The following is a 17,813-nucleotide window of genomic DNA, read 5'->3' as shown; positions in this document are numbered from 1 at the left end:
GCAGGTTGCTGCGAGGCCATCGGCGAGTTCGACGTCCGTGACCAGCTGGCCCGGATCACCGTGCCGACCCTGGTGATCGCCGGAGCCGACGGCCCGGCCACCCCGGTGGAGATGGTGCAAGTGATCGCCGACGGCATCCCCGGGGCGGCCTTCACCGTCGTGCCGGGCGCCGCCCGTCTGGTGAACGCCGAGCGGCCCGAGGCCGTCAACCAGGCTCTGACCGAGCACCTGGAGCGGTCCGACGTCGGCCGATGCTGAGGTGAGCCGGCCGCTGTAGCCGGTCGGGACGGGAAACCGACGGCCACCGGCGCCGGCCCCGTCAGGCCTCGTCACCGATCAGGGGCGACGTTCCGGAATCGTGCGCCCGAGGCCGAGAAGGCCCGGTCGTATCGACCTGTCAGGCCGGTGCATGCCCGAGCCACCGAGGTCAGGCTTGCTACCGATCCGGCCTCCCGTGCCGAGCGGGTCCTGGATCTGTGGGTCGGCGACCTCGTGTCGCCAGTGTCGAGCGAGGGTCGGAGGAAAGCATGACGGGCAGCAGCGACGCCGAGAGGCCGCGCGCCGGGCCCGGTCGGGTTCAGATCACGGGGCAGCAGCAGCTGTTCACCGCCACCGTCGACAGGCTGACGCCCCGAGTGCAGGTCGTGCGGCTGGTGGGGGAGCTCGACGTCCTGACCGCGCCGCAGCTGGAGCGGCTCCTGGTGAGTCTCCTGTCGTCCGCAGCAGGGGTGGTGTTCCTGGACGTCTCGCGGCTGACCTACCTCTCCGCGGCCGGAATAAGCGTCCTGGTTCGCGCGGCGTACCGCGCGGGGGAGGTCGACATCGGGTTCTGTCTCGTCGGCGCTTCGCGGACCGGGGCCCGCACGTTCGATGCCTCGGGGACGGTCAGCCTGTTCGAGATGTTCGACGGTGTCGAGCAGGCGCTCGCCGCGCTCCGCGCCGAAGCACGCGCGGCTGCGGCCTCAGTCCGGGGTGGGCCGCACGGAGGCAACCTCTCCCATCCCCGACAGCTCGATCACCCTTCGGGTCGGCGAATCCGGCGGCACTAGCAGCTCGAGAGCGATCTGCAGCGTCTCGAGCCGGGTCCCGAGCCTGAGCAGCACCCGCAGGCCGGCACTGTCGATGTAGGTGACTCCGCTGAGGTCGACCGAGACCTCGGTCAGCTGGTTGGTGATCACCCCGAGGATCCGGCGCTGGACGACGTCCGCGTTCGCCAGATCGATCTCACCGGAGATCGCGATGCGCACCGCAGTGTCGTGGATGCGGTGTGCGGCGACGGTCGCCTGCGTCACCGGGGCCCCTGTGAGGCGAGGGCGGCACGGATCACGACGTGGGTACCGGCTCCGGTCTGCTCGATCCGCACGTCGTCGCTGAGCCCGCGCATGAGGGTGATCCCGCGGCCGCGGACCTGCCCCCGAGGTGCTCGCCACCGGCCCGTATCGCGGATCGTGGCGACCACGTCCGGCGGCTGGATCGTCATGTGCACGTCCACCGTGCCGCCGCCCGGGCCGTAGGCGTGCTCGACGACGTTGGCGCACGCCTCGCCGACCGCCACGAGGAGACCGGCGATCTCGTCGGTGTCCGCCCCGGTGCCCGTCAACCAGCGGCGGACCGCGGCCCGGATGAGCCCCAGCGACACCGGCACCGCCGGCATCCGGAGGTGCAGCGGGCCCATCTCCGCGCGGTCCTGCCGGCGCAGCACGAGGACGGCGACGTCGTCGATGGGGTGGTCGGCGCCCAGTAGCTCGGACATGACGGCGGCGCACACCGACTCGGCCGGGCCCGCGAACACCGACCTGCGCAGACGTTCGAGGCCCGCATCGAGCGGGCTGCCCCGGCGTTCGATCAGACCGTCGGTGTAGAGGCAGATGTCCGTTCCCGGTGGGAAGGCCATGGTGCTCGTGTGCCGCGGGCGCCCCGCGTCGACCCCTGCCGGCAGGTCGATCGGCAGTTCGAGTACCGCGGCAGGCAGGCCGGGGCGGACCGACACCGGTGGCGGGTGGCCCGCCGAGGACAGGTGCAGCTGCTCGCAGGACGGTTCCACCATCGCGCAGAGGACGGTCGCCATCGTGTCGGGCTCGAAGTGCCGCATCTGCTGGTCGAGCTTGTCGAGCAGATGGGCGGGGTCCGTGCATTCCAGGGCGTACGCGCGCAGCGCGCTGCGCAGCCGTCCCATGGTGGCGGCAGCGCAGAGACCGCGCCCGACGACATCTCCGACCACGATGCACAGCCAGCCGGACGGGAGGCCGAACACGTCGTACCAGTCGCCGCCCACCTCGCCGTCGCCGCCGGCGACGTAGCGGGCGGCGAACTCGAGACCCGGGACGGTGGGTAGCTCCGCGGGCAGCAGGCTGCGCTGCAGCGTCGTCGCCACCGCCTGTTCGATCTGCATGGTGCGGGCGTGGGTGGCCAGGGCGACCCGGTCGGCTACGAGCTGCAGCAGCAGGCTGTCCTCGTCGGTGAAGTGACGGGTGGACAGCGTCCCGACGTGCAGGACACCGATCACCGTGCTGCCGATCAGCAGCGGAACGCCGAGCAGCGAGTGAATGCCCTTGTCCCGCAGGATCGGGTTGAGCACGTGGGCATGGTCGACCTTCTCGGTGATCACCGGTCGCTTCTCGGTCGCGATGCGGCCGGCGAACCCTTTCCCGAGCGGGATACGCACCCCTTGCCGGACCTCTTCCTCGATGCCCCGGGCCGCGGTCGCGACGAGGACGCGCGCGGTGGGGTCGAACAGGAGCACGGCTGCGGTGTCGACGTCGAGGAGGTCGCGTACCCGGTCGAGCAGCTCGGTCAGGAGGTCCTCGACGTCGAGGTGAGCGAGCGCGGTGTCCGTCACCGCCTCGATCCGACGTAACCGGTCACTCATGGAGCCGGGAGCTCCGCCCCCCGTCGACATGGCGAGAGTCTAGGGGTCGTCCGGGCAACGGGACCTCGATCGGGCGCCGGCGAACGCGGACCCTCCGGACCGGGCCGGCGTGCCAGACTGGTCGTCCGCTGTCGAAGCGGGGAGCCGCCATGCGCGCGAACGCGTTCGCCCAGGGTGTCCTGCTGGCCGGATCGATGGTGCTGACGGGGTGCACCGTCGCGGTCGTGGGTTCGCCCGCGCCCGAGATCTCCGCTGCGTCCGCCGGGTCGGGGTCGCCGCTCGATCCGGTGGTCGTCCAGGACGACGTCCGCAGAGCGCTCACCCGTGACTTCCGGATCAGTGGGGTCACGAATGTGACCTGTCCGTCCGGTGTGCCGGCGATCCTGCACCTCACGCTCTTCTGCTCGGCGACGATCGACGGGACCACCTCGAGCGTCCCGGTCACCATCACGTCCGACGACGGCAGTTACGAGGTCGGCCGCCCGTTCTGATCGGCCGGCGCGCCGTCGGCGCATGTCGTCGCCGTGCCGTTCTGCGCCCGCCCGCGGCCGCGGTGGGCAGCGAACGCACCCATCGGGCGGTCCTGCCCGTCCTCGCCCCGCCGAGCGTTGACGCCGTGTGTGACGGTCGCTACAGTCCGCGATCGTATACAACTTCCGGAGTCTGAAGCCGGATGGATCCGTACATCCAGCAGTAGGGCAAGACGATGGCGTCACTGCACTTCGGAATTGGATGCAATCAGAACTGTTCGGCGCTCCCGGTCTCGGCCGGTCCAGAAGGGACGGACATGACGACTGTTGCTGATGCCCCGGCGGCTCAACCCTCCAGCGCGGTGCCGACGCGCGAGGAGCTGGTGCAGCGGGCCGCCGACCTCGTTCCGCTGCTGCGGGCCAACGCCCGCCGGTGCCACGAGGAGCGCCGGGTGCCGAAGGAGAACCTGCAGGCACTCAAGGAAGCAGGCCTCCTGCAGCTGACCCGTCCGCGTCGCTACGGCGGGTTCGAGATCGACACCCGGACGAAGGTCCAGGTGCTCGGCGAGCTGGCCCGGGGCTGCGGGTCCACCGCCTGGGTCACGACCCTCTACGAGGACGCCGCCTTCATCGTCTCGCTGTTCCCCGACCAGGTGCAGGACGAGGTCTTCGCGGACCCGGACGTCAAGTGCACGGCGACGCTGATCCCGACCGCCACGGCGGTCCGGCAGGGTGACGGGTTCTCCGTCTCCGGCCGGTGGCCCTTCAACAGCGGCTGCCTGGATGCGCAGTGGGTGGCCGAGCCGGCCGTCGTCGAGCTGGAGCCGGGGCAACCCGAGGTGTGCATGTTCCTCATGCCGTACTCGGAGCTGACGATCGAGGACGACTGGTACGTCAGTGGCCTGCGGGGCACCGGGAGCAACACGGTCCGCGGAGAGAACGTCCACGTCCCCGAGCAGCGGATGCTGCGCATGGCCGAGGCCAAGGAGGGGATCTACCGCAGCGAGATCAACAAGAACTCGCCGCTCTACCGCATCCCGGCCATCCCCTACATCCTCACCAGCGGCGGGTCCACCTTTCCCGGCCTGGCGAAGGCGGCCATGGAGCTGTTCCTGGAGCGGCTCCCGACGCGGGGGCCGATCGCCTACACCGGCTACCTGCAGCGCAGCGACGCCGCCGTCACCCACCACCAGGTCGCCGAGGCCGCAATGAAGATCAGGGCCGGCGATCATCTGATGCTCGAGGCGGCCGACATCGTCGATCGGCACGCCGCGAGCGGTGAGCCCTACGGTCCCGAGGAGCGTCCCCTGTTGTGGGGCATGGTGTCCTACTCGAACCGGCTGTTCGCCGAGGCCGTCGAGATCCTCCGCGGGGCGAGTGGCGCGACCGGCATTCATGAGAGCCAGGCGATCCAGCTGGTGGCCCGCGACGCGCAGGCCCTCGCGACCCACGCCGTCATGATGCCGACGACGGGGATCGAGCATTACGGGCGCGCCCTGTGCGGTCTGGAGCCCGACACGCCGTTCCTGTAGCGGAGCGACGGGGCCCGTCCACGCCGGAGCGCGTGGGCGGGCCGGTCGGCCGCCGCCCAGGGCGGCGCCCTGACAAGCAGGCGCCGCGCGCCGTCAGGCCTCGCGCGCCGGCACGTCGGCCGGCCGTGAATCCTCGGTGCGCAGGGCGGCCCGGGCGGCTCGGACGTGGGCACGCATGACCGCCTCGGCCCAGTCGGCGTCGCCGGCGGTGATCGCCTCGAGGATCTCGCGGTGCTGGGTCAGGCTCCGGGCCAGCTGCTCGTGCGTGCGCTGCCGGTTGGCGGTGTGCACGAGCGGGACCTGGTTGAGTCCGGGGAGGATGCTCATCAGCTGCCGGTTCCCCGACGCCCGGTGCAGCGCGCTGTGAAACGCCACGGCGAGCTCGCCGATGCGGTCGTGGTTCGCGGTGCCGCCCTGGTCGAGCAACTGCTCCATCTCGGTGCACATCGCGTTCAGCGCGGGGAGGTCGATGTCGCCCCTCGGGGCCTCGACCACCCGTCGGACGGCGTAGCCCTCGAGCATCATCCGCAGGTCGAAGATGTCGTCGAGGTCGTGCGAGGTCCAGCCGACGACGACCGCGCCGCGATTGGGCAGGAGCTCGACGATGCCCTCGGAGTGCAGCTTGCGCAGCGCCTCCCGCACGGGCGTTCGGCTGACCCCGGCCCGGGCCGCCACCTCGTCCTCCCGGATCCAGCTGCCCGGCGGGTAGTCGCCTTCGGTGATGCCGCATTGTATGGCCTGGTAGGCCACGGCGGCCGCGCGCATCATCGATTCCCTTCGCCGACCCGCAATCCGTCGTTGACGAACACTAACGCCGCTCGAAGAACGGCAGGTGAGTATCCCCGCGGGGTACGAAGGTCACGCCGACCCGCATGCCGATGTGCACCTGGTCGGCGGGCACGCCCACAACCGCCGACACCATGCGCACGCCCTCGTCGAGCTCGATCATCGCGACGTTGTAGGGGACGTCGTCGGCCCACGCGTCACCCCAGAACGAGCGGTGCACGACGGTCGTGGCGTAGACGGTGCCGGTGCCCGCCGAGCGGACCCAGTCCAGATCGGTGCCGCCGCAGGCCGGGCACGCGGAACGGGGGTAGAAGTGCACGCCGTCGCAGGCGCGGCAGCGCGGCAGCCGCAGTTCCCCGGCGGCACACCCCTCCCAGAAAGGCCGTGAGGTGACCGAGGGCTCGGGAACGGGCTTGCCCGCCATGCGCTGGGGGGCGGTCCCGCTCACCGGTCCGCCCCGCTCAGCAGCAGCACCCCGCACGTGCCGAACACGGCTCCGTTGCCGGCGACCGCGGCCACCCGGGCCCCGGGGACCTGGCGTGGCCCCGCTGTGCCCCGGAGCTGGACGACCGCCTCCGTCAGGTGCAGGATCCCGCCCAGATGGCCCTGGGAGAGCAGCCCACCATGAGGGTTGACCGGGCAGGGCCCGCCGAGGTCGAGCCCGCCCTCGCGCGCGTAGTCCGCACCCTCACCCGCACCGCAGAGCCCGAGGCCCTCGACCGTCAGCAGGGTCGAGACCGTGAAGGCGTCGTGAACCAGGGCCACGTCGATGTCGCCGGCCGTCAGCCCGCTGCCGCGGTAGGCCTTGTCGGCCGCCTCCCGCATGCCGAGCGCGGACAACGGCGGCAGCTGGTTGACGTTCTTGTGCGTCACCGACGTCCCGATCCCGGCCAGGGTGACCGGCGGATGAACCAGGTCGCGGGCCTGGTCGGCGGCGCAGACGACCACGGCCCCGGCGCCGTCGGCGATCACCGAGCAGTCCAGCAGGCACAGCGGGTCCGAGACCATCGGCGCGTCGTCGTAGTCGTGCGCGGTCATCGGCCGGTCCCGCATCAGCGCCAGGGGATGCAACGCCGCGTGCTGCCGCGCGCTCATCGCGACGGCCGCGAAGGCGCTGCGCGTCGCCCCGTACTCGTGAAGGTAGCGGGAGGCGAGCAGGGCGTAGGGCACCACGAAACCGACCGCGCCGAACGGCTCCTCGAACTCCTCGGTGCCCATGGCCGCGCCGAGTGTCCAGCCGGTCCCGGTGTGCCGCCGCCCGGTCCGCGCCGCCTCACCGAACACGCAGACCGCGGTGCCGTGCGCGCCGTGCCGGATCGCCAGCGCGGCCTGCAGGAGCATGGTGATCGGGGAGACCGTCCCGCCGGCGTCCACGGTGACCGCGGCGCTGCCGCGGACGCCGAGGTGCTCGGCCAGGGTCAGCGCGAACATGGAGTGGGCGTCGGAGTAGGGCGGCAGCGCGTAGACGGCGTCCACGTCCGCCAGGCTCAGCCCGGCGTCCGCGACGGCCGCGCGCACCGCGCCGGCCTGCAGTTCGAGGCCGCTGCGGCCTCCCGCGTCGCGGGTGAGCTCCTCGCCGATGCCGACGATCGCCGGCCCGTCCGCGCTCAGCATGGACCCGGATCCGCCGGGCCGTCGTGGCATCTGCTGTGCACCCGCACCTCCACACCGAGTCGCCGCGGGCCCGTGCGCGGGCCGGGTGGCCGAGCCACGTCCAGGGCATTCCGCTGCTCGCGTCGTTGACGCGGATTAGTGATCCCGCTAACGTCCACGCTATCAGATCGTATACAACCGGGGGCGTCGGTGACGGTGACTCACGAAGACCTGGCGCTCCGGGTGTTCGACCGGTGGTATGCCGCGCACGAGAGCTGTGATCTCGTCGAACTGGGCGCGGTGCTGGCCCCGGACGTCACGGTGCACTCGCTGTTCCGGCCGGTACCCGTGCAGTCCAGAGACGCTGCCGTGGCCCACTTCCAGCGCACGATGTCGTCGTTCCCCGACCTGTCGATGCCGGTGGTCTCGGGCCCGGTCGCGGCGGACAACGGGGCGGTTCTGGCGGAGGTCGCCTTCACCGGGAGCTTCACGGGCCGGCTCACATGGCGGGATATCGCATACAACGGCACCGGTGAGCGCTTCGAGGTCCCGGGCGCCGTGCTGGTGCGGACCAGAGGCGAAGAGGTGATCACGGTACGGACCCTGTTCGACCGTGATTCCTGGCTGCGCCAGATCGGCGTGACGGTCGACCACGTCTCGTGAACCGGGTGGCCGACGGGTGGCAACGAGCAGAAGGGAACGTGGGCAGTGGTCGCGTATCGAGGCGTCAACCATCTCGCGTTGGTGACCGACGACATGGACAAGACGGTCCGGTTCTACCGGGACGTGGTCGGGATGAAGCTGATCGGGACGACCGGTGATCCCGACGCGGAGTACCCGCACCGGCACTACTTCTTCAGCCTGGGCCCCGGCAGCACCCTGGCGTTCTTCGAGTGGAAGGACGTGGAGCTCCCGCCGCGGAAGGACTCGGGCGTCCCGGCCTCCGGCATCCTGTTCGACCACGTCTCGATCGCCGTGGACTCCGACGCCGACCTGGACAAGCTGCAGTCCTCGTTGCGGGATCACGGGATCGACGCCAGCGACCTCGTGGACCACGGGTTCATCCGGTCGCTGTACTGCACCGACCCCAACGGCATCTCGCTCGAGTTCTCCGTCTGGAAGCGGGACCTCGAGGCCGAGCCGCTGTTCGAGGACAAGGCGCCGGTCCCGTCCGTGGCCGCCGGCACCTGACGAGACCCGCCCGCGCACCCGTATCCGGGCCCCGTTCCCCGTGAGGAGTTCTCAATGACGACAACCTCTTCCCCGCCCGCCCGCGTCGACGTCACCCAGTACGCCGGCAAGGACACCCTGATCCGGTTGATCCGCCAGGAGTACAAGCAGGCCTTCGACATGCTCGTGGCCGCCAGCGAGCAGGAGTGGCACGCCCAGACACCCTGTGACATGTGGGAGGTCCGGGACATGGCCGGGCACCTCCTGGACGCCGCGTACTGCTACCTGGGCTACTTCAAGCAGGGCGAGTACGGCTGGCCGACCGAGGAGCCGCGCGGTATGCGGGCCTACGGGGAAGGCCTCGGCAAGAGCGCGCTGGAGTACCGCGACGTCTACCGGTGGGAAGTCCTCGGCCGCCTCGACGCCTGCACCGAGCTGCTGTTCTCCTACTTCGACCGGCTCACCGAGGACGAGTGGGCCGGCCGCCTGGTCCCGCACAAGTGGGTCGGCCCGGTCCCGGCGTTCATGATGGCGGCGTTCCAGTTGATGGACTACTCGGTGCACAACTGGGACCTGCGCAAGGCGCTGGGCAAGGAGGCGTTCGTCGACCTCGAGGCGTCGGACACCCTGGTGCCCTTCATGTTCGGCCTGATGCAGATCTGCTTCGCCCCCGAGCTGGCCGAGGGCCTGGACCTCACCGTGGACGTCCAGATCTCCACGACCGACGACGAGCACTGGACGGTGCGGATCGCCGACGGGGCGCTGACCTTCGCCCCCGGTGCGCCGGAAAGGGCCGACGCGTCGTTCACCTTCCCCTGCCACGAGTTCTGCCTGGACGTCTACCAGCGTCTGCAGGGTGGCCAGGCCAGCGGCGACCAGGCCGCGATCGACAACTTCCGCAAGCTGTTCTTCACCATCTGATCCCACCCGGCATCGCGGTCGTCAGCTCGGGTCCCCGGCCTCCGGGGACCCGAGCCGGTCGGCGGCGCCCCGGCCGGCCACCCTGCCGACCCCTGCGGCGACTCCCCGACGAAGTGGAGGACCTCCCATGAGCACGATGACCGCCGGCAGTTCGCATACGACCACATCGCCGACGCGGGAGGAGCTCGTCGCGCGTGCGGCTGCGCTGGTCCCCCTGCTCCGACAGAACGCCGAGCGCTGCGAGAACGAGGGCCGGCTCCCGAAGGAGAACGTCGACGCCCTGGTCGACGCCGGCCTGCTGAAGCTCACCCTTCCCCGCCGATTCGGTGGCTACGAGGCCGACACGCACACGAAGGTCGCCGTCTACAGCGAGCTGGGCAAGGGCTGCTCGTCCACCGCATGGGTCTCGGGTCTGTGGAGCGACGGGACACTGTTCGCCTCGCTGTTCCCCGACGAGGTGCAGGACGAGATCTTCGGTGCCGACCCCGACGTCCGGATCACCGTGTCGTTCCCCCTCGGCGGGACCGTCGCGATCTCCGACGGGGACGGGTACCGGCTCAGCGGGCGCTGGCCGTTCAACACCGGCTGCGCGCACGCGAAGTGGGCGATCCGCAGCGCTGTCATCGACCCGGAGTCCGAAGCACCCGGATTCGGCATGTTCCTCGTGCCCTACGAGGGCATGACGATCGTCGACGACTGGCAGACCAGCGGCCTGTGCGGAACCGGCAGCAACACCGTGATCGGGGAGGACATCTACGTCCCCGCCGAGCGGATGATGCACTTCGGCGACGCCAAGGAGGGCCGGTTCAAGACCGTCCGCAACGCGGACTCGCCGTTGTACCGGACGCCGATCATCTCGACGATCCTGACCACCGGCTCGCTGGGCTTCCCGGGGGTGGCCAAGGCGGCGCTGGACCTGTTCCTCGAGCGGCTGCCGGGGCGGCCGATCACCTACACCACCTACGGGGACCAGAGCCAGGCCCCGATCCGTCACCACCAGGCTGCCGAGGCCGCGATGCGGATCCGGGCGGCCGACCACCTGACCTTCGAGGTCGCCGACATCGTCGACCGGCACGCCGCGGAGGGGTCGGCGTACGCGGTCGGTGAGCACGCACAGCTGTGGGCGCAGGTTGCGTACGCGACCCAGCTGTACTCCGAGGCGGTGGAGATCCTGCGGGCCGCGTCCGGCGCGTCGGCGATCCATCGCAGCTCGCCCATGCAGCGGATCGCGCGGGACGCCGCCGCGCTCAAGGTGCACGCGATCATGTCGCCGACGAGTGGCCTGGAGTTCTACGGGCGCGCGCTGTGTGGGCTGGAGCCCAACTCGCCCCTGCTGTAGCGCGACACCGCTTCCGGCGCGGACCCACGGAGGAAACGGATGAGGACCACCGACGAGACGATGGACAGCGGCGTGGGCGAGGTGCTGACGCTGCCGGAGTTCCTCGAGCAGGGCGCGCGGCGCTGGCCGGACATCCCCTGGTGCCGCACCCCCGACGGCTCCGCCACCCGGGCCGAGATGTACGCCGATGCCCGTCGCTGCGCCGGTGGGCTGCGCGAGCGCGGTGTCGCGCCGGGGGACCGGGTGGTCATCGTGCTGCCCAACGGCCTGGAGTTCCTGCGGGCCTGGCTGGGCGTGGTGCTGACCGGGGCGGTCAGCGTTGCGATGAACCCGAAGGCCGCGGAGTCCGAACTCGGCGCGGTGGTCGAGGAGACCGGGGCGACCCTGGTCGTCGGCCCTGCCGGGATGCCGGTGCCCGACTCGGTGGCCGCGGTGGACGTGGCGACGCTGTGCCTGGCCGAGCCCGCCGAGCCCGCGGTCTGTACGCCCGGCCAGCCGGCGTCCTACATCCAGAGCTCGGGCAGCACCGGCCGCCCGAAGTTCATCATCGAGACCCACGGCATGTACACGATGGCCGCCGAGGGCTACCCGTACTGGCTGGGTCTCACCGCCGACGACGTGCTGCTCACGACGCTGCCGCTGTCACATCTCAACGCCCAGGCCTACTCCACGCTCGGGTCGTACGGGTGCGGCGCGGGGCTGGCCCTGCTGCCGCACTTCTCGGCCAGCACGTTCTGGCAGACCGCGAAGGACTACGGCGCGACGGTGTTCAACGCCATCGGCGCCATGGTCGAGATCCTGATGGAGCGCGAGCCGTCGCCCGCCGAGCGGGACCACTCGCTGCGGTTCTGCTACTCGGCGCCCGCGCCGAAGGAGGAGCGGCACCGCGAGATCGAGGACCGCTTCGGCCTGCGTCTGGTGATCGGCTACGCGCTGTCCGAGACCCCCTACGGCCTCATCGTGCCGATCGACGAGCCCACGGCGTACGGGTCGATGGGGCGGCCGCGGCAGCACCCGAGGCTGGGCACCATCAACGAGTCGCGGATCGTCGACGCGACCGGCGCGGACGTTCCGGTCGGCGAGCCCGGCGAGCTGCTGCTGCGCAATCCCGCTACCACCCCGGGTTACCACAACATGCCCGAGGAGTCGGCCGCGGTGCTGCGCGACGGCTGGCTGCACACCGGTGACCTGGCCTTCCGCGACGAGCACGGCAACCACTACTTCGCCGGCCGGATGAAGGAGATGATCCGCCGCCGCGGGGAGAACCTGTCCCCGGCGGACGTCGAGATCGTCATCGACGCCCATCCCGCGGTGTCCTCCAGCGCGGTGATCGGCGTGCCGTCGCCGCTCACCGAGGAGGACGTCAAGGCCTTCGTGATGCTCCGGCCGGGGGCCGCGGTGACGCCGGAGGAACTGCGGGACTGGTGCGAGCACCGGCTGCCGCCGTACAAGCGGCCGCGCTACGTCGAGTTCGTGGACGCCTGGCCGCTGACCGAGACCCAGAAGATCGCCAAGAAGCAGCTTCCGACCGATCGGACCAGCGGGGAGACCGATCTCGAACAGCTGACCCCGGCCTGAGCGGCTCCCGCTCCGGTCCACTTCAGGAATTCGGAGGTCGAGACCATGACCCTCGCCGACGACGACGTCCGCGTGCACCTGGCGCCCAGGAAGATCGCTCCGGGAACCCATCTCATCCAGGACGTCCAGCACGCGCTCGGCCAGCCCCTCTCGGTCTACCTCAATTCCATGGTCATCCAGGGGGCCGAGCCGATCATCGTCGACACCGGCTCGGCGCGGAACCGGGAGGCGTGGCTGCAGGACGTCTTCGGCCTCGTCGAACCGCAGGACGTGCGCTGGGTGTTCCTCACCCACGACGACTCCGACCACACCGGCAACCTGGCCCAGGTCATGGACGCCTGTCCGAACGCCACCCTGGTCTGCAGCTGGACGCTCGTGGAGCGGTTCGCCAACGCCTACGACTTCGATCTCAACCGCTGCCGCTGGGTCAACGACGGCGAGTCCTTCGACGCCGGCGACCGCACGCTGGTCGCGGTCCGGCCACCGGTCTACGACTCGCCCGCCACACGCGGGCTGTTCGACACGAGCACCGGCGTCTACTGGGCGGCCGACGCCTTCGCGTCGCCGGTGCCGGGTGGTCCCGGCGCGTCGCCGGTCGGCGACGTCGCCGACCTGGACCCGGAGGCGTGGTGGGGCGGGATGGTGATGTTCGGCCTGCACGCGCTCTCGCCGTGGCTGAGCATGGTCCAGAAGAAGAAGTACGCCCGGTGCGTCCGCCAGGTCCGCGCCCACGGCATGACGACCATCGCGTCGGGGCACAGCGCGGTGATCAGCGGCGCCTCGGTGGCACAGGCGTTCGACATGCTCGGCAACCTGGCCGGGGCCGAGCCGCCACCGTGCCCGGACCAGGCGGTGCTGGAGATGATGCTGCGCGCGATGGGTGGCGAGTGATCCGCAGCGAGCGCCGTCGGGGTGCGCGGTGACCGGGCCGGCCCGCCCGCACGGGCGACCCGTCGAGCCGCCGACATGAGGAGCCCCATGGCGAGAGCGGCCGCGGTGGCCTACAAGGCCATGCAGGACGGCATCGCAGCCGGTCTGTACCCGGCCGGGACCTGGTTGCGCGAGGAGGACGTCGCGCTGAGCACCGGGGTGAGCCGGACGCCGGTACGCGAGGCGCTGCGCCGGCTGCAGGCCGAAGGTTTCGTCGAGATCCAGCCGAACCGCGGCGCGATGGTCGTCGGGTGGGGCGCGGAAGACCTCGACGACATCTACGACCTGCGCGTCATGCTCGAGGGTTACGCGGCCCGGCGGGCCGCCCGGTGCGGTGCGCTCGACGCGGCGGAGTTCGCCCGGCTCGACGCGTTGTGCACGGAGATGGAGCGGCTGCTCGACGAGGAGGGGGAGCAGCACTGCCGGCGTCTCACGCAGCTCAACCTGACCTTCCACGCCGCTGTGCACCGGGCGGCCGGCAACCGCCAGCTGCTCCTCAACATCCTCCCGGTGCTGATCCAGGGGCCGCTGGTCCGCGAGACGTTCCACCACTACACCCGGGAGGAGCTGGCCCGCAGCTTCGCTCAGCACCGCGACATCCTCGAGGCGCTCATCGCGGGCGACGGGGACTGGGCGGAGTCCACGATGCGCGCCCACATCCGGGCCGCGCGGGTGACGCTGCGGCGGACCGACCTGCGCCGGGACCCGACCGCGGATGCCGCCGCCGGGTCCGGCTCGGCGGGAGATCCGTGACGACCGCCGATCGGCCGCTGTCCGGCATCCGGGTGATCGAGGCCGGGACGCTCGACGCCGGCCCGTGCAACCTCCGCACCCCGCAGGGGCAGGACCTGGTCAGGGTCTCGCTCGGGGACTCCCTGGCCGGGACCTTCGCGGCCCTGGGCGCGGCCATGGCGCTGCAGGCGCGGGAGTGCACCGGGCGCGGCCAGGTGGTCGACTGCGCGATCTACGAGGCCGTGCTCGCCTTGATGGAGGCGCTGCTGCCGGAAAGGACGGTGTCCGGGAAACGCCGGGAACGGTCCGGATCGGACCGGCCGGGCCGGTTCGGACGTGCGGATCGGGGCCGATCGGGACACGGTGTTCCACCGCTCCTGCCAGGCGATCGGGCGACCGGAGCTGTCCGGCGCTCCCCGGTTCGCGCCCCATCAGGCGCGCGGTGCGAAGCAGGAGGAGCTCGATGTCCTGATCTCGCACCGGACCCGGGCACGCGACCGCGGCGACGTCCTCACCTGCATGCAGGAGGCGGGCGTGCCGGCCGGCCGGGGCCGGAGCTCGGCCGGCACCACGACGAGATCTACCGCGACCTGCTCGGACTCGGCGGCCCCGAGCCGCAGGCGCTCCGGGCGGACGGCGCGTTGTGACGGTCCGCCGCACCCCTCAGCCGATCGAACGCAGGAGCCCTTGATGAGCAGTACGTACCGCACCGGCCTCGGCACGTCCGACCTGCACCACATCCGGTTGATGGGCCAGGATGTGGCCGGCGACCTGATGGGGAAGGTGTCGTTCGGCGAACTGGCCTTCTGGATGGTCGCCGGACGCCGGCCGTCCGACGGCGAGAGCGCGCTGTTCAACGCGGTGCTCGTCGCCCTGACCGATCACGGCCTGACCCCGATGGTCATCGCGTCGCGGATGACGCTGACCAGCGCGCCCGAGTCCATCCAGGGCGCCGTCGCGAGTGGACTGCTCGGGGGCGGGTCGCGGTTCCTCGGGGTGACCGAGGACGTCGCCCGCTTCCTCGCCGACGGCCTCGCCGGCGCCGCCGAACTGCGCGACGAATCGGACTACGACGCCCGCGCCATGCAGCTGCTGCGGCAGTACCGGGAGCGCCGGCAGACGATCCCGGGCCTCGGCCACCCGGTCCACAAGGAGGGCGATCCGCGCACCCCCGTGATCTACGAGATCGCCGCCCGGGAAGGAGTGCTGGGACCGCACCTGTCGCTGCTCGCCGCGGTCGAGCGGGTGCACCCCGAGGTGCTGGGCCGCACCCTCCCCGTCAACGGCGCGGGGGTCTGCGGCGCGGCACTGGCCGATCTCGGGTTCTCGCCGGAGCTGGCGCGTGGCTTCGCGCTGCTCGCCCGGACCGCCGGGCTGCTGGCGCACGTGGCCGAGGAGATGCGTGACCCCATCGGCCTGCAGCTCTACCGGGCCGTCGACGAGCGCGCCGAGTACGTGCCGGGCCCGCCGGCCGACTGAACCGGTACGCACGGGGCACCCGGCACGGACCGGCGGCGCGACGTGCCGTCGGCCGCACGCCGGTGGTCCGCTCGCCTCGCCGTACCGCGATCTTGCACGTAGGATCGTCGATCACGGTCCGCACGACAGATCCGGGTGCCGACATGACCGATCAACTCGCCTCCCCGAGTGGCCACGTCGTGCTGGCCGATGCCGACGGCGGGACCTACGCGTCGCTGCGTCGCCGCTCCGTCTCGCGCGCGGAGCGGTACGAGATCGGACGTGGCCTGCGCAAGCGGGTGCCGCGTTCGGCGCTGGCCGACTGGCGGTCACCGCCCGGCCGGCCGGACCCGGTTCAGCTGATCATGGAGTCGCACGAGGGGCGAGTGGACGGGCTCGTGCCGATCCGGGTCGGCCGGATGGTCGCCTCCCCGTACGGGTTCCTGCGCGGGACCGCGATCGTGATGGCCGAGGACGTCGCCCGGCTGCCGGCGACCGGGATAACCCCGGTCGTGTGCGGTGACGCGCACCTGGGCAACTTCGGCTTCTACGCCTCCCCCGAGCGGGATCTCGTCATCGACCTCAACGACTTCGACGAGGCCCACCCCGGTGCCTGGGAGTGGGACCTGCGCCGGCTCGTGAGCAGCATCTGGGTGGCCGGGCGGCAGAACGGGGCGAGCGAGGACGGCTGCGGGGCCGCGGTCGCCTCCTGCGTCGCCGCGTATCGCAACGAGGTCCGCGAGCTCGCCGACCAGCCGCTGCTCTCGCGGTCCTACCAGCGCCTCGACGTGGACCGGTTGCACGAGACCACCTCGGACGCCTCGCTGCGCGCCGAGATCGAGCGTGCCACGAAACGGGCCCGGAGGCGCACCAGCGACCGTGCCCTGCCCCGGTTCACCGAGGAGCTCGAAGGCCGCCGGCGTATCGTCGAGGAACCGCCGCTGATCACCCGGGTCGCCCCGGCCGAGGCCGACCGGATCGCGGCCGGGCTCGACGACTACCTGGCGACCCTCGCCCCGCACTGGCGGCGCGCGCTCGGGGGTTACACGTTGGTCGACATCGCGCACAAGGTCGTCGGCGTGGGCAGCGTCGGGTTGCGTGCCTACGTCGCGCTGCTCGAGGGCAGCAGCCCCGAGGACGTGGTCTTCCTGCAGCTCAAGCAGGCCCGGCGGTCGGTCCTGGCGCGGTTCGTGCACGGCGACTCGGCCTGGCACGCGCATCAGGGCCAGCGGGTCGTCGAGTACCAGCAGGCCCTGCAGACCGTCAGCGACCCGCTGCTCGGATGGACCACCGTGGACGGGCGCCAGTACTACGTGCGGCAGTTCCGCAACATGAAGGGCTCGGTCGCTCTCGACTCGATCGACGCCGCCGCTCTCACCGACTACGCCGGCATCGTGGGCCACCTGCTCGCCAAGGGGCATGCCCGCACGAGCGGCGCGTCCATGATCGCGGGTTACGCCGGTTCCTCGGACAAGCTCGACATCGCCTTGTGCCGCTTCGCCCGCGCCTACGCCGATCAGACCGAAGCCGACCACCAGGCCCTGGTGAAGGCCGTCGACCGCGGCCTGCTGCCGGTGCAGCACGGGATGTGAGATCGCGTTCGGGCACGGCGCCGCCGGTGCCGGAGACCGGCACCCGGACTTTTCGGACCAATCGGGGTGACGAATGCGTGCGATGCGGGTGCTGAGGTTGATCGTCCACGCCCGAACCCGGGAGCCGGTGCTCCTGCTCGGCGAGATCGACGGGGAGCGCTGCGTCCCGGTGTTCCTGCGGCCCGCCCAGGCCGAGGTGATCGCGTTCGGGCCGCGCGCAGACGGCGACCCGCCGCTGACCCAGGATCTGATCGGGCCGATCGTGCACGGGCTGGGCCGCAGCCTGGAGGGGGTGGAGATCACCGAACTGCGCGACGGCGTCTTCCTGGCCGATCTGGTGTTCGACCAGGACACCCGCATTCCCGCGCGGCCCAGCGACGCCCTGGCGGTCGCCGTTCGCGACGGGCTCCCGATCGCGGTGCACGAGGCGGTCCTCGACGAGGTCGGGCAGCCCATCGCCGAACTGTTCCCGCACGGCGGGGACGCCCCGCCGGCCGACCAGCTGCGGGAGTTCCGGCAGTTCATCGACGAGGTGTCCCCGGAGGACTTCGGCGACACCGCCGGTTGACCCCGCCGCGCGCGGTGGCCGGAGATCAGGCTCCATCACATCGGCACGAACAACACGATGAACGGGATGTACATCGACGCCCCCATCTCGGTGATGCTCCTCCAGCCGTGCCCGCGGTAGCGCATCCACAGCGACATCCCGATGGTCATGTTCGTGGCCATCACCAGCGCGCCGAGCTGCAGCGGGAGGCCGCCGGCTCGATGCCGGCCCGGGCGGGCGGCCGGTGCGCTCCCGCCGCCGCACCGGCCGATTCACCCAGCGTCGTTGCCCCATGT

19 protein-coding genes and 2 pseudogenes are annotated in these 17,813 nt (G+C 71.5%); 16 read left to right on the top strand and 5 right to left on the bottom strand.

Annotation, left to right across the window (positions count from 1 at the left end):
* The first annotated feature begins 60 nt into the window (after window positions 1–60).
* Both HF519_RS04080 and HF519_RS33190 read left to right on the top strand, forming a co-directional pair.
* The gene (locus tag HF519_RS04080; protein WP_211169514.1) at window positions 61–258 is read left to right on the top strand and encodes an alpha/beta hydrolase; all 198 of its coding nucleotides are present in this window, start codon (window positions 61–63) and stop codon (window positions 256–258) included.
* Window positions 259–527: 269 nt separating this feature from the next.
* On the top strand, window positions 528–1,049 hold the full coding sequence (locus HF519_RS33190) for an STAS domain-containing protein (RefSeq protein ID WP_169410263.1): 522 nt from the start codon (window positions 528–530) through the stop codon (window positions 1,047–1,049).
* Here the strand turns inward: HF519_RS33190 and HF519_RS04070 are convergent.
* Together HF519_RS04070 and HF519_RS04065 are read right to left on the bottom strand one after the other, a co-directional pair.
* Complete coding sequence (locus HF519_RS04070; protein WP_169410262.1) at window positions 963–1,292, bottom strand: STAS domain-containing protein; 330 nt, start codon at window positions 1,290–1,292, stop codon at window positions 963–965. The genes HF519_RS33190 and HF519_RS04070 overlap by 87 nt on opposite strands.
* Entirely contained in the window at window positions 1,289–2,869 is a 1,581-nt protein-coding gene (locus tag HF519_RS04065) for an ATP-binding SpoIIE family protein phosphatase (protein WP_169410261.1), read from the bottom strand. Before HF519_RS04065 ends, HF519_RS04070 begins: the two co-directional genes overlap by 4 nt.
* Before the next feature lie 149 nt (window positions 2,870–3,018).
* Between HF519_RS04065 and HF519_RS04060 the strand changes: the two genes are divergently transcribed.
* Window positions 3,019–3,360 (top strand): DUF4333 domain-containing protein, encoded by a 342-nt coding sequence (locus HF519_RS04060; protein ID WP_169410260.1) that lies wholly within the window; start codon window positions 3,019–3,021, stop codon window positions 3,358–3,360.
* 341 nt (window positions 3,361–3,701) lie between these two features.
* A complete protein-coding gene (locus tag HF519_RS04055; protein WP_312859888.1) occupies window positions 3,702–4,871 on the top strand; it encodes an acyl-CoA dehydrogenase family protein in 1,170 nt (389 codons plus the stop codon).
* A gap of 93 nt (window positions 4,872–4,964) precedes the next feature.
* Here HF519_RS04055 and HF519_RS04050 read toward each other — a convergent pair whose 3' ends face one another.
* Genes HF519_RS04050 through HF519_RS04040 form a run of 3 tightly spaced genes read right to left on the bottom strand, consistent with a single transcriptional unit; the run spans window position 4,965 to window position 7,271 of the window.
* Entirely contained in the window at window positions 4,965–5,639 is a 675-nt protein-coding gene (locus tag HF519_RS04050) for a GntR family transcriptional regulator (RefSeq protein ID WP_211169512.1), read from the bottom strand.
* Window positions 5,640–5,679: 40 nt separating this feature from the next.
* The gene (locus tag HF519_RS04045) at window positions 5,680–6,105 is read right to left on the bottom strand and encodes a Zn-ribbon domain-containing OB-fold protein (RefSeq protein ID WP_169410257.1); all 426 of its coding nucleotides are present in this window, start codon (window positions 6,103–6,105) and stop codon (window positions 5,680–5,682) included.
* Window positions 6,102–7,271, bottom strand: a complete 1,170-nt coding sequence (locus HF519_RS04040) for a thiolase family protein (RefSeq protein ID WP_169410256.1) — start codon at window positions 7,269–7,271, stop codon at window positions 6,102–6,104. The genes HF519_RS04045 and HF519_RS04040 overlap by 4 nt, the downstream gene beginning before the upstream one ends.
* A gap of 189 nt (window positions 7,272–7,460) precedes the next feature.
* Here HF519_RS04040 and HF519_RS04035 point away from each other — a divergent pair, with 189 nt between their 5' ends.
* The 12 genes and pseudogenes from HF519_RS04035 to HF519_RS03990 all read left to right on the top strand — a co-directional run bounded on the left by HF519_RS04035 (window position 7,461) and on the right by HF519_RS03990 (window position 17,538).
* Window positions 7,461–7,913 carry an ester cyclase gene (locus HF519_RS04035; RefSeq protein WP_169410255.1) on the top strand — a complete coding sequence of 151 codons (453 nt, stop codon included), beginning with the start codon at window positions 7,461–7,463 and terminating at the stop codon, window positions 7,911–7,913.
* 45 nt (window positions 7,914–7,958) lie between these two features.
* Window positions 7,959–8,441 carry a VOC family protein gene (locus tag HF519_RS04030; protein WP_312859887.1) on the top strand — a complete coding sequence of 161 codons (483 nt, stop codon included), beginning with the start codon at window positions 7,959–7,961 and terminating at the stop codon, window positions 8,439–8,441.
* A 54-nt stretch (window positions 8,442–8,495) separates the two neighbouring features.
* A complete protein-coding gene (locus HF519_RS04025; RefSeq protein ID WP_169410253.1) occupies window positions 8,496–9,341 on the top strand; it encodes a maleylpyruvate isomerase family mycothiol-dependent enzyme in 846 nt (281 codons plus the stop codon).
* Window positions 9,342–9,468: 127 nt separating this feature from the next.
* On the top strand, window positions 9,469–10,680 hold the full coding sequence (locus HF519_RS04020) for an acyl-CoA dehydrogenase family protein (RefSeq protein WP_169410252.1): 1,212 nt from the start codon (window positions 9,469–9,471) through the stop codon (window positions 10,678–10,680).
* A 39-nt stretch (window positions 10,681–10,719) separates the two neighbouring features.
* Window positions 10,720–12,258 (top strand): AMP-binding protein, encoded by a 1,539-nt coding sequence (locus HF519_RS04015; RefSeq protein ID WP_169410251.1) that lies wholly within the window; start codon window positions 10,720–10,722, stop codon window positions 12,256–12,258.
* 45 nt (window positions 12,259–12,303) lie between these two features.
* Window positions 12,304–13,149: an oxygen-binding di-iron domain-containing protein gene (locus HF519_RS04010; RefSeq protein WP_169410250.1), complete on the top strand. Its 846-nt coding sequence runs from the start codon at window positions 12,304–12,306 to the stop codon at window positions 13,147–13,149.
* Window positions 13,150–13,236: 87 nt separating this feature from the next.
* Window positions 13,237–13,941 (top strand): GntR family transcriptional regulator, encoded by a 705-nt coding sequence (locus HF519_RS04005; RefSeq protein ID WP_169410249.1) that lies wholly within the window; start codon window positions 13,237–13,239, stop codon window positions 13,939–13,941.
* A pseudogene (locus HF519_RS33185) lies at window positions 13,938–14,231 on the top strand (CoA transferase); the annotation flags it as partial. The gene HF519_RS04005 and the pseudogene HF519_RS33185, both read left to right, overlap by 4 nt.
* A 25-nt stretch (window positions 14,232–14,256) precedes the next feature.
* Window positions 14,257–14,433: pseudogene (locus HF519_RS33180) on the top strand (CoA transferase); the annotation flags it as partial.
* A gap of 177 nt (window positions 14,434–14,610) precedes the next feature.
* Entirely contained in the window at window positions 14,611–15,399 is a 789-nt protein-coding gene (locus HF519_RS04000) for a citryl-CoA lyase (protein WP_211169510.1), read from the top strand.
* A 143-nt stretch (window positions 15,400–15,542) separates the two neighbouring features.
* The gene (locus HF519_RS03995) at window positions 15,543–16,970 is read left to right on the top strand and encodes a DUF2252 domain-containing protein (protein ID WP_169410247.1); all 1,428 of its coding nucleotides are present in this window, start codon (window positions 15,543–15,545) and stop codon (window positions 16,968–16,970) included.
* 73 nt (window positions 16,971–17,043) lie between these two features.
* Window positions 17,044–17,538: a bifunctional nuclease family protein gene (locus tag HF519_RS03990; protein ID WP_169410246.1), complete on the top strand. Its 495-nt coding sequence runs from the start codon at window positions 17,044–17,046 to the stop codon at window positions 17,536–17,538.
* The last annotated feature ends 275 nt before the right edge of the window (window positions 17,539–17,813 follow it).

Source organism: Pseudonocardia bannensis (assembly GCF_012911875.1).
GTDB lineage: Bacteria > Actinomycetota > Actinomycetes > Mycobacteriales > Pseudonocardiaceae > Pseudonocardia > Pseudonocardia bannensis.
This window is presented reverse-complemented; position numbering and strand designations above follow the sequence as displayed.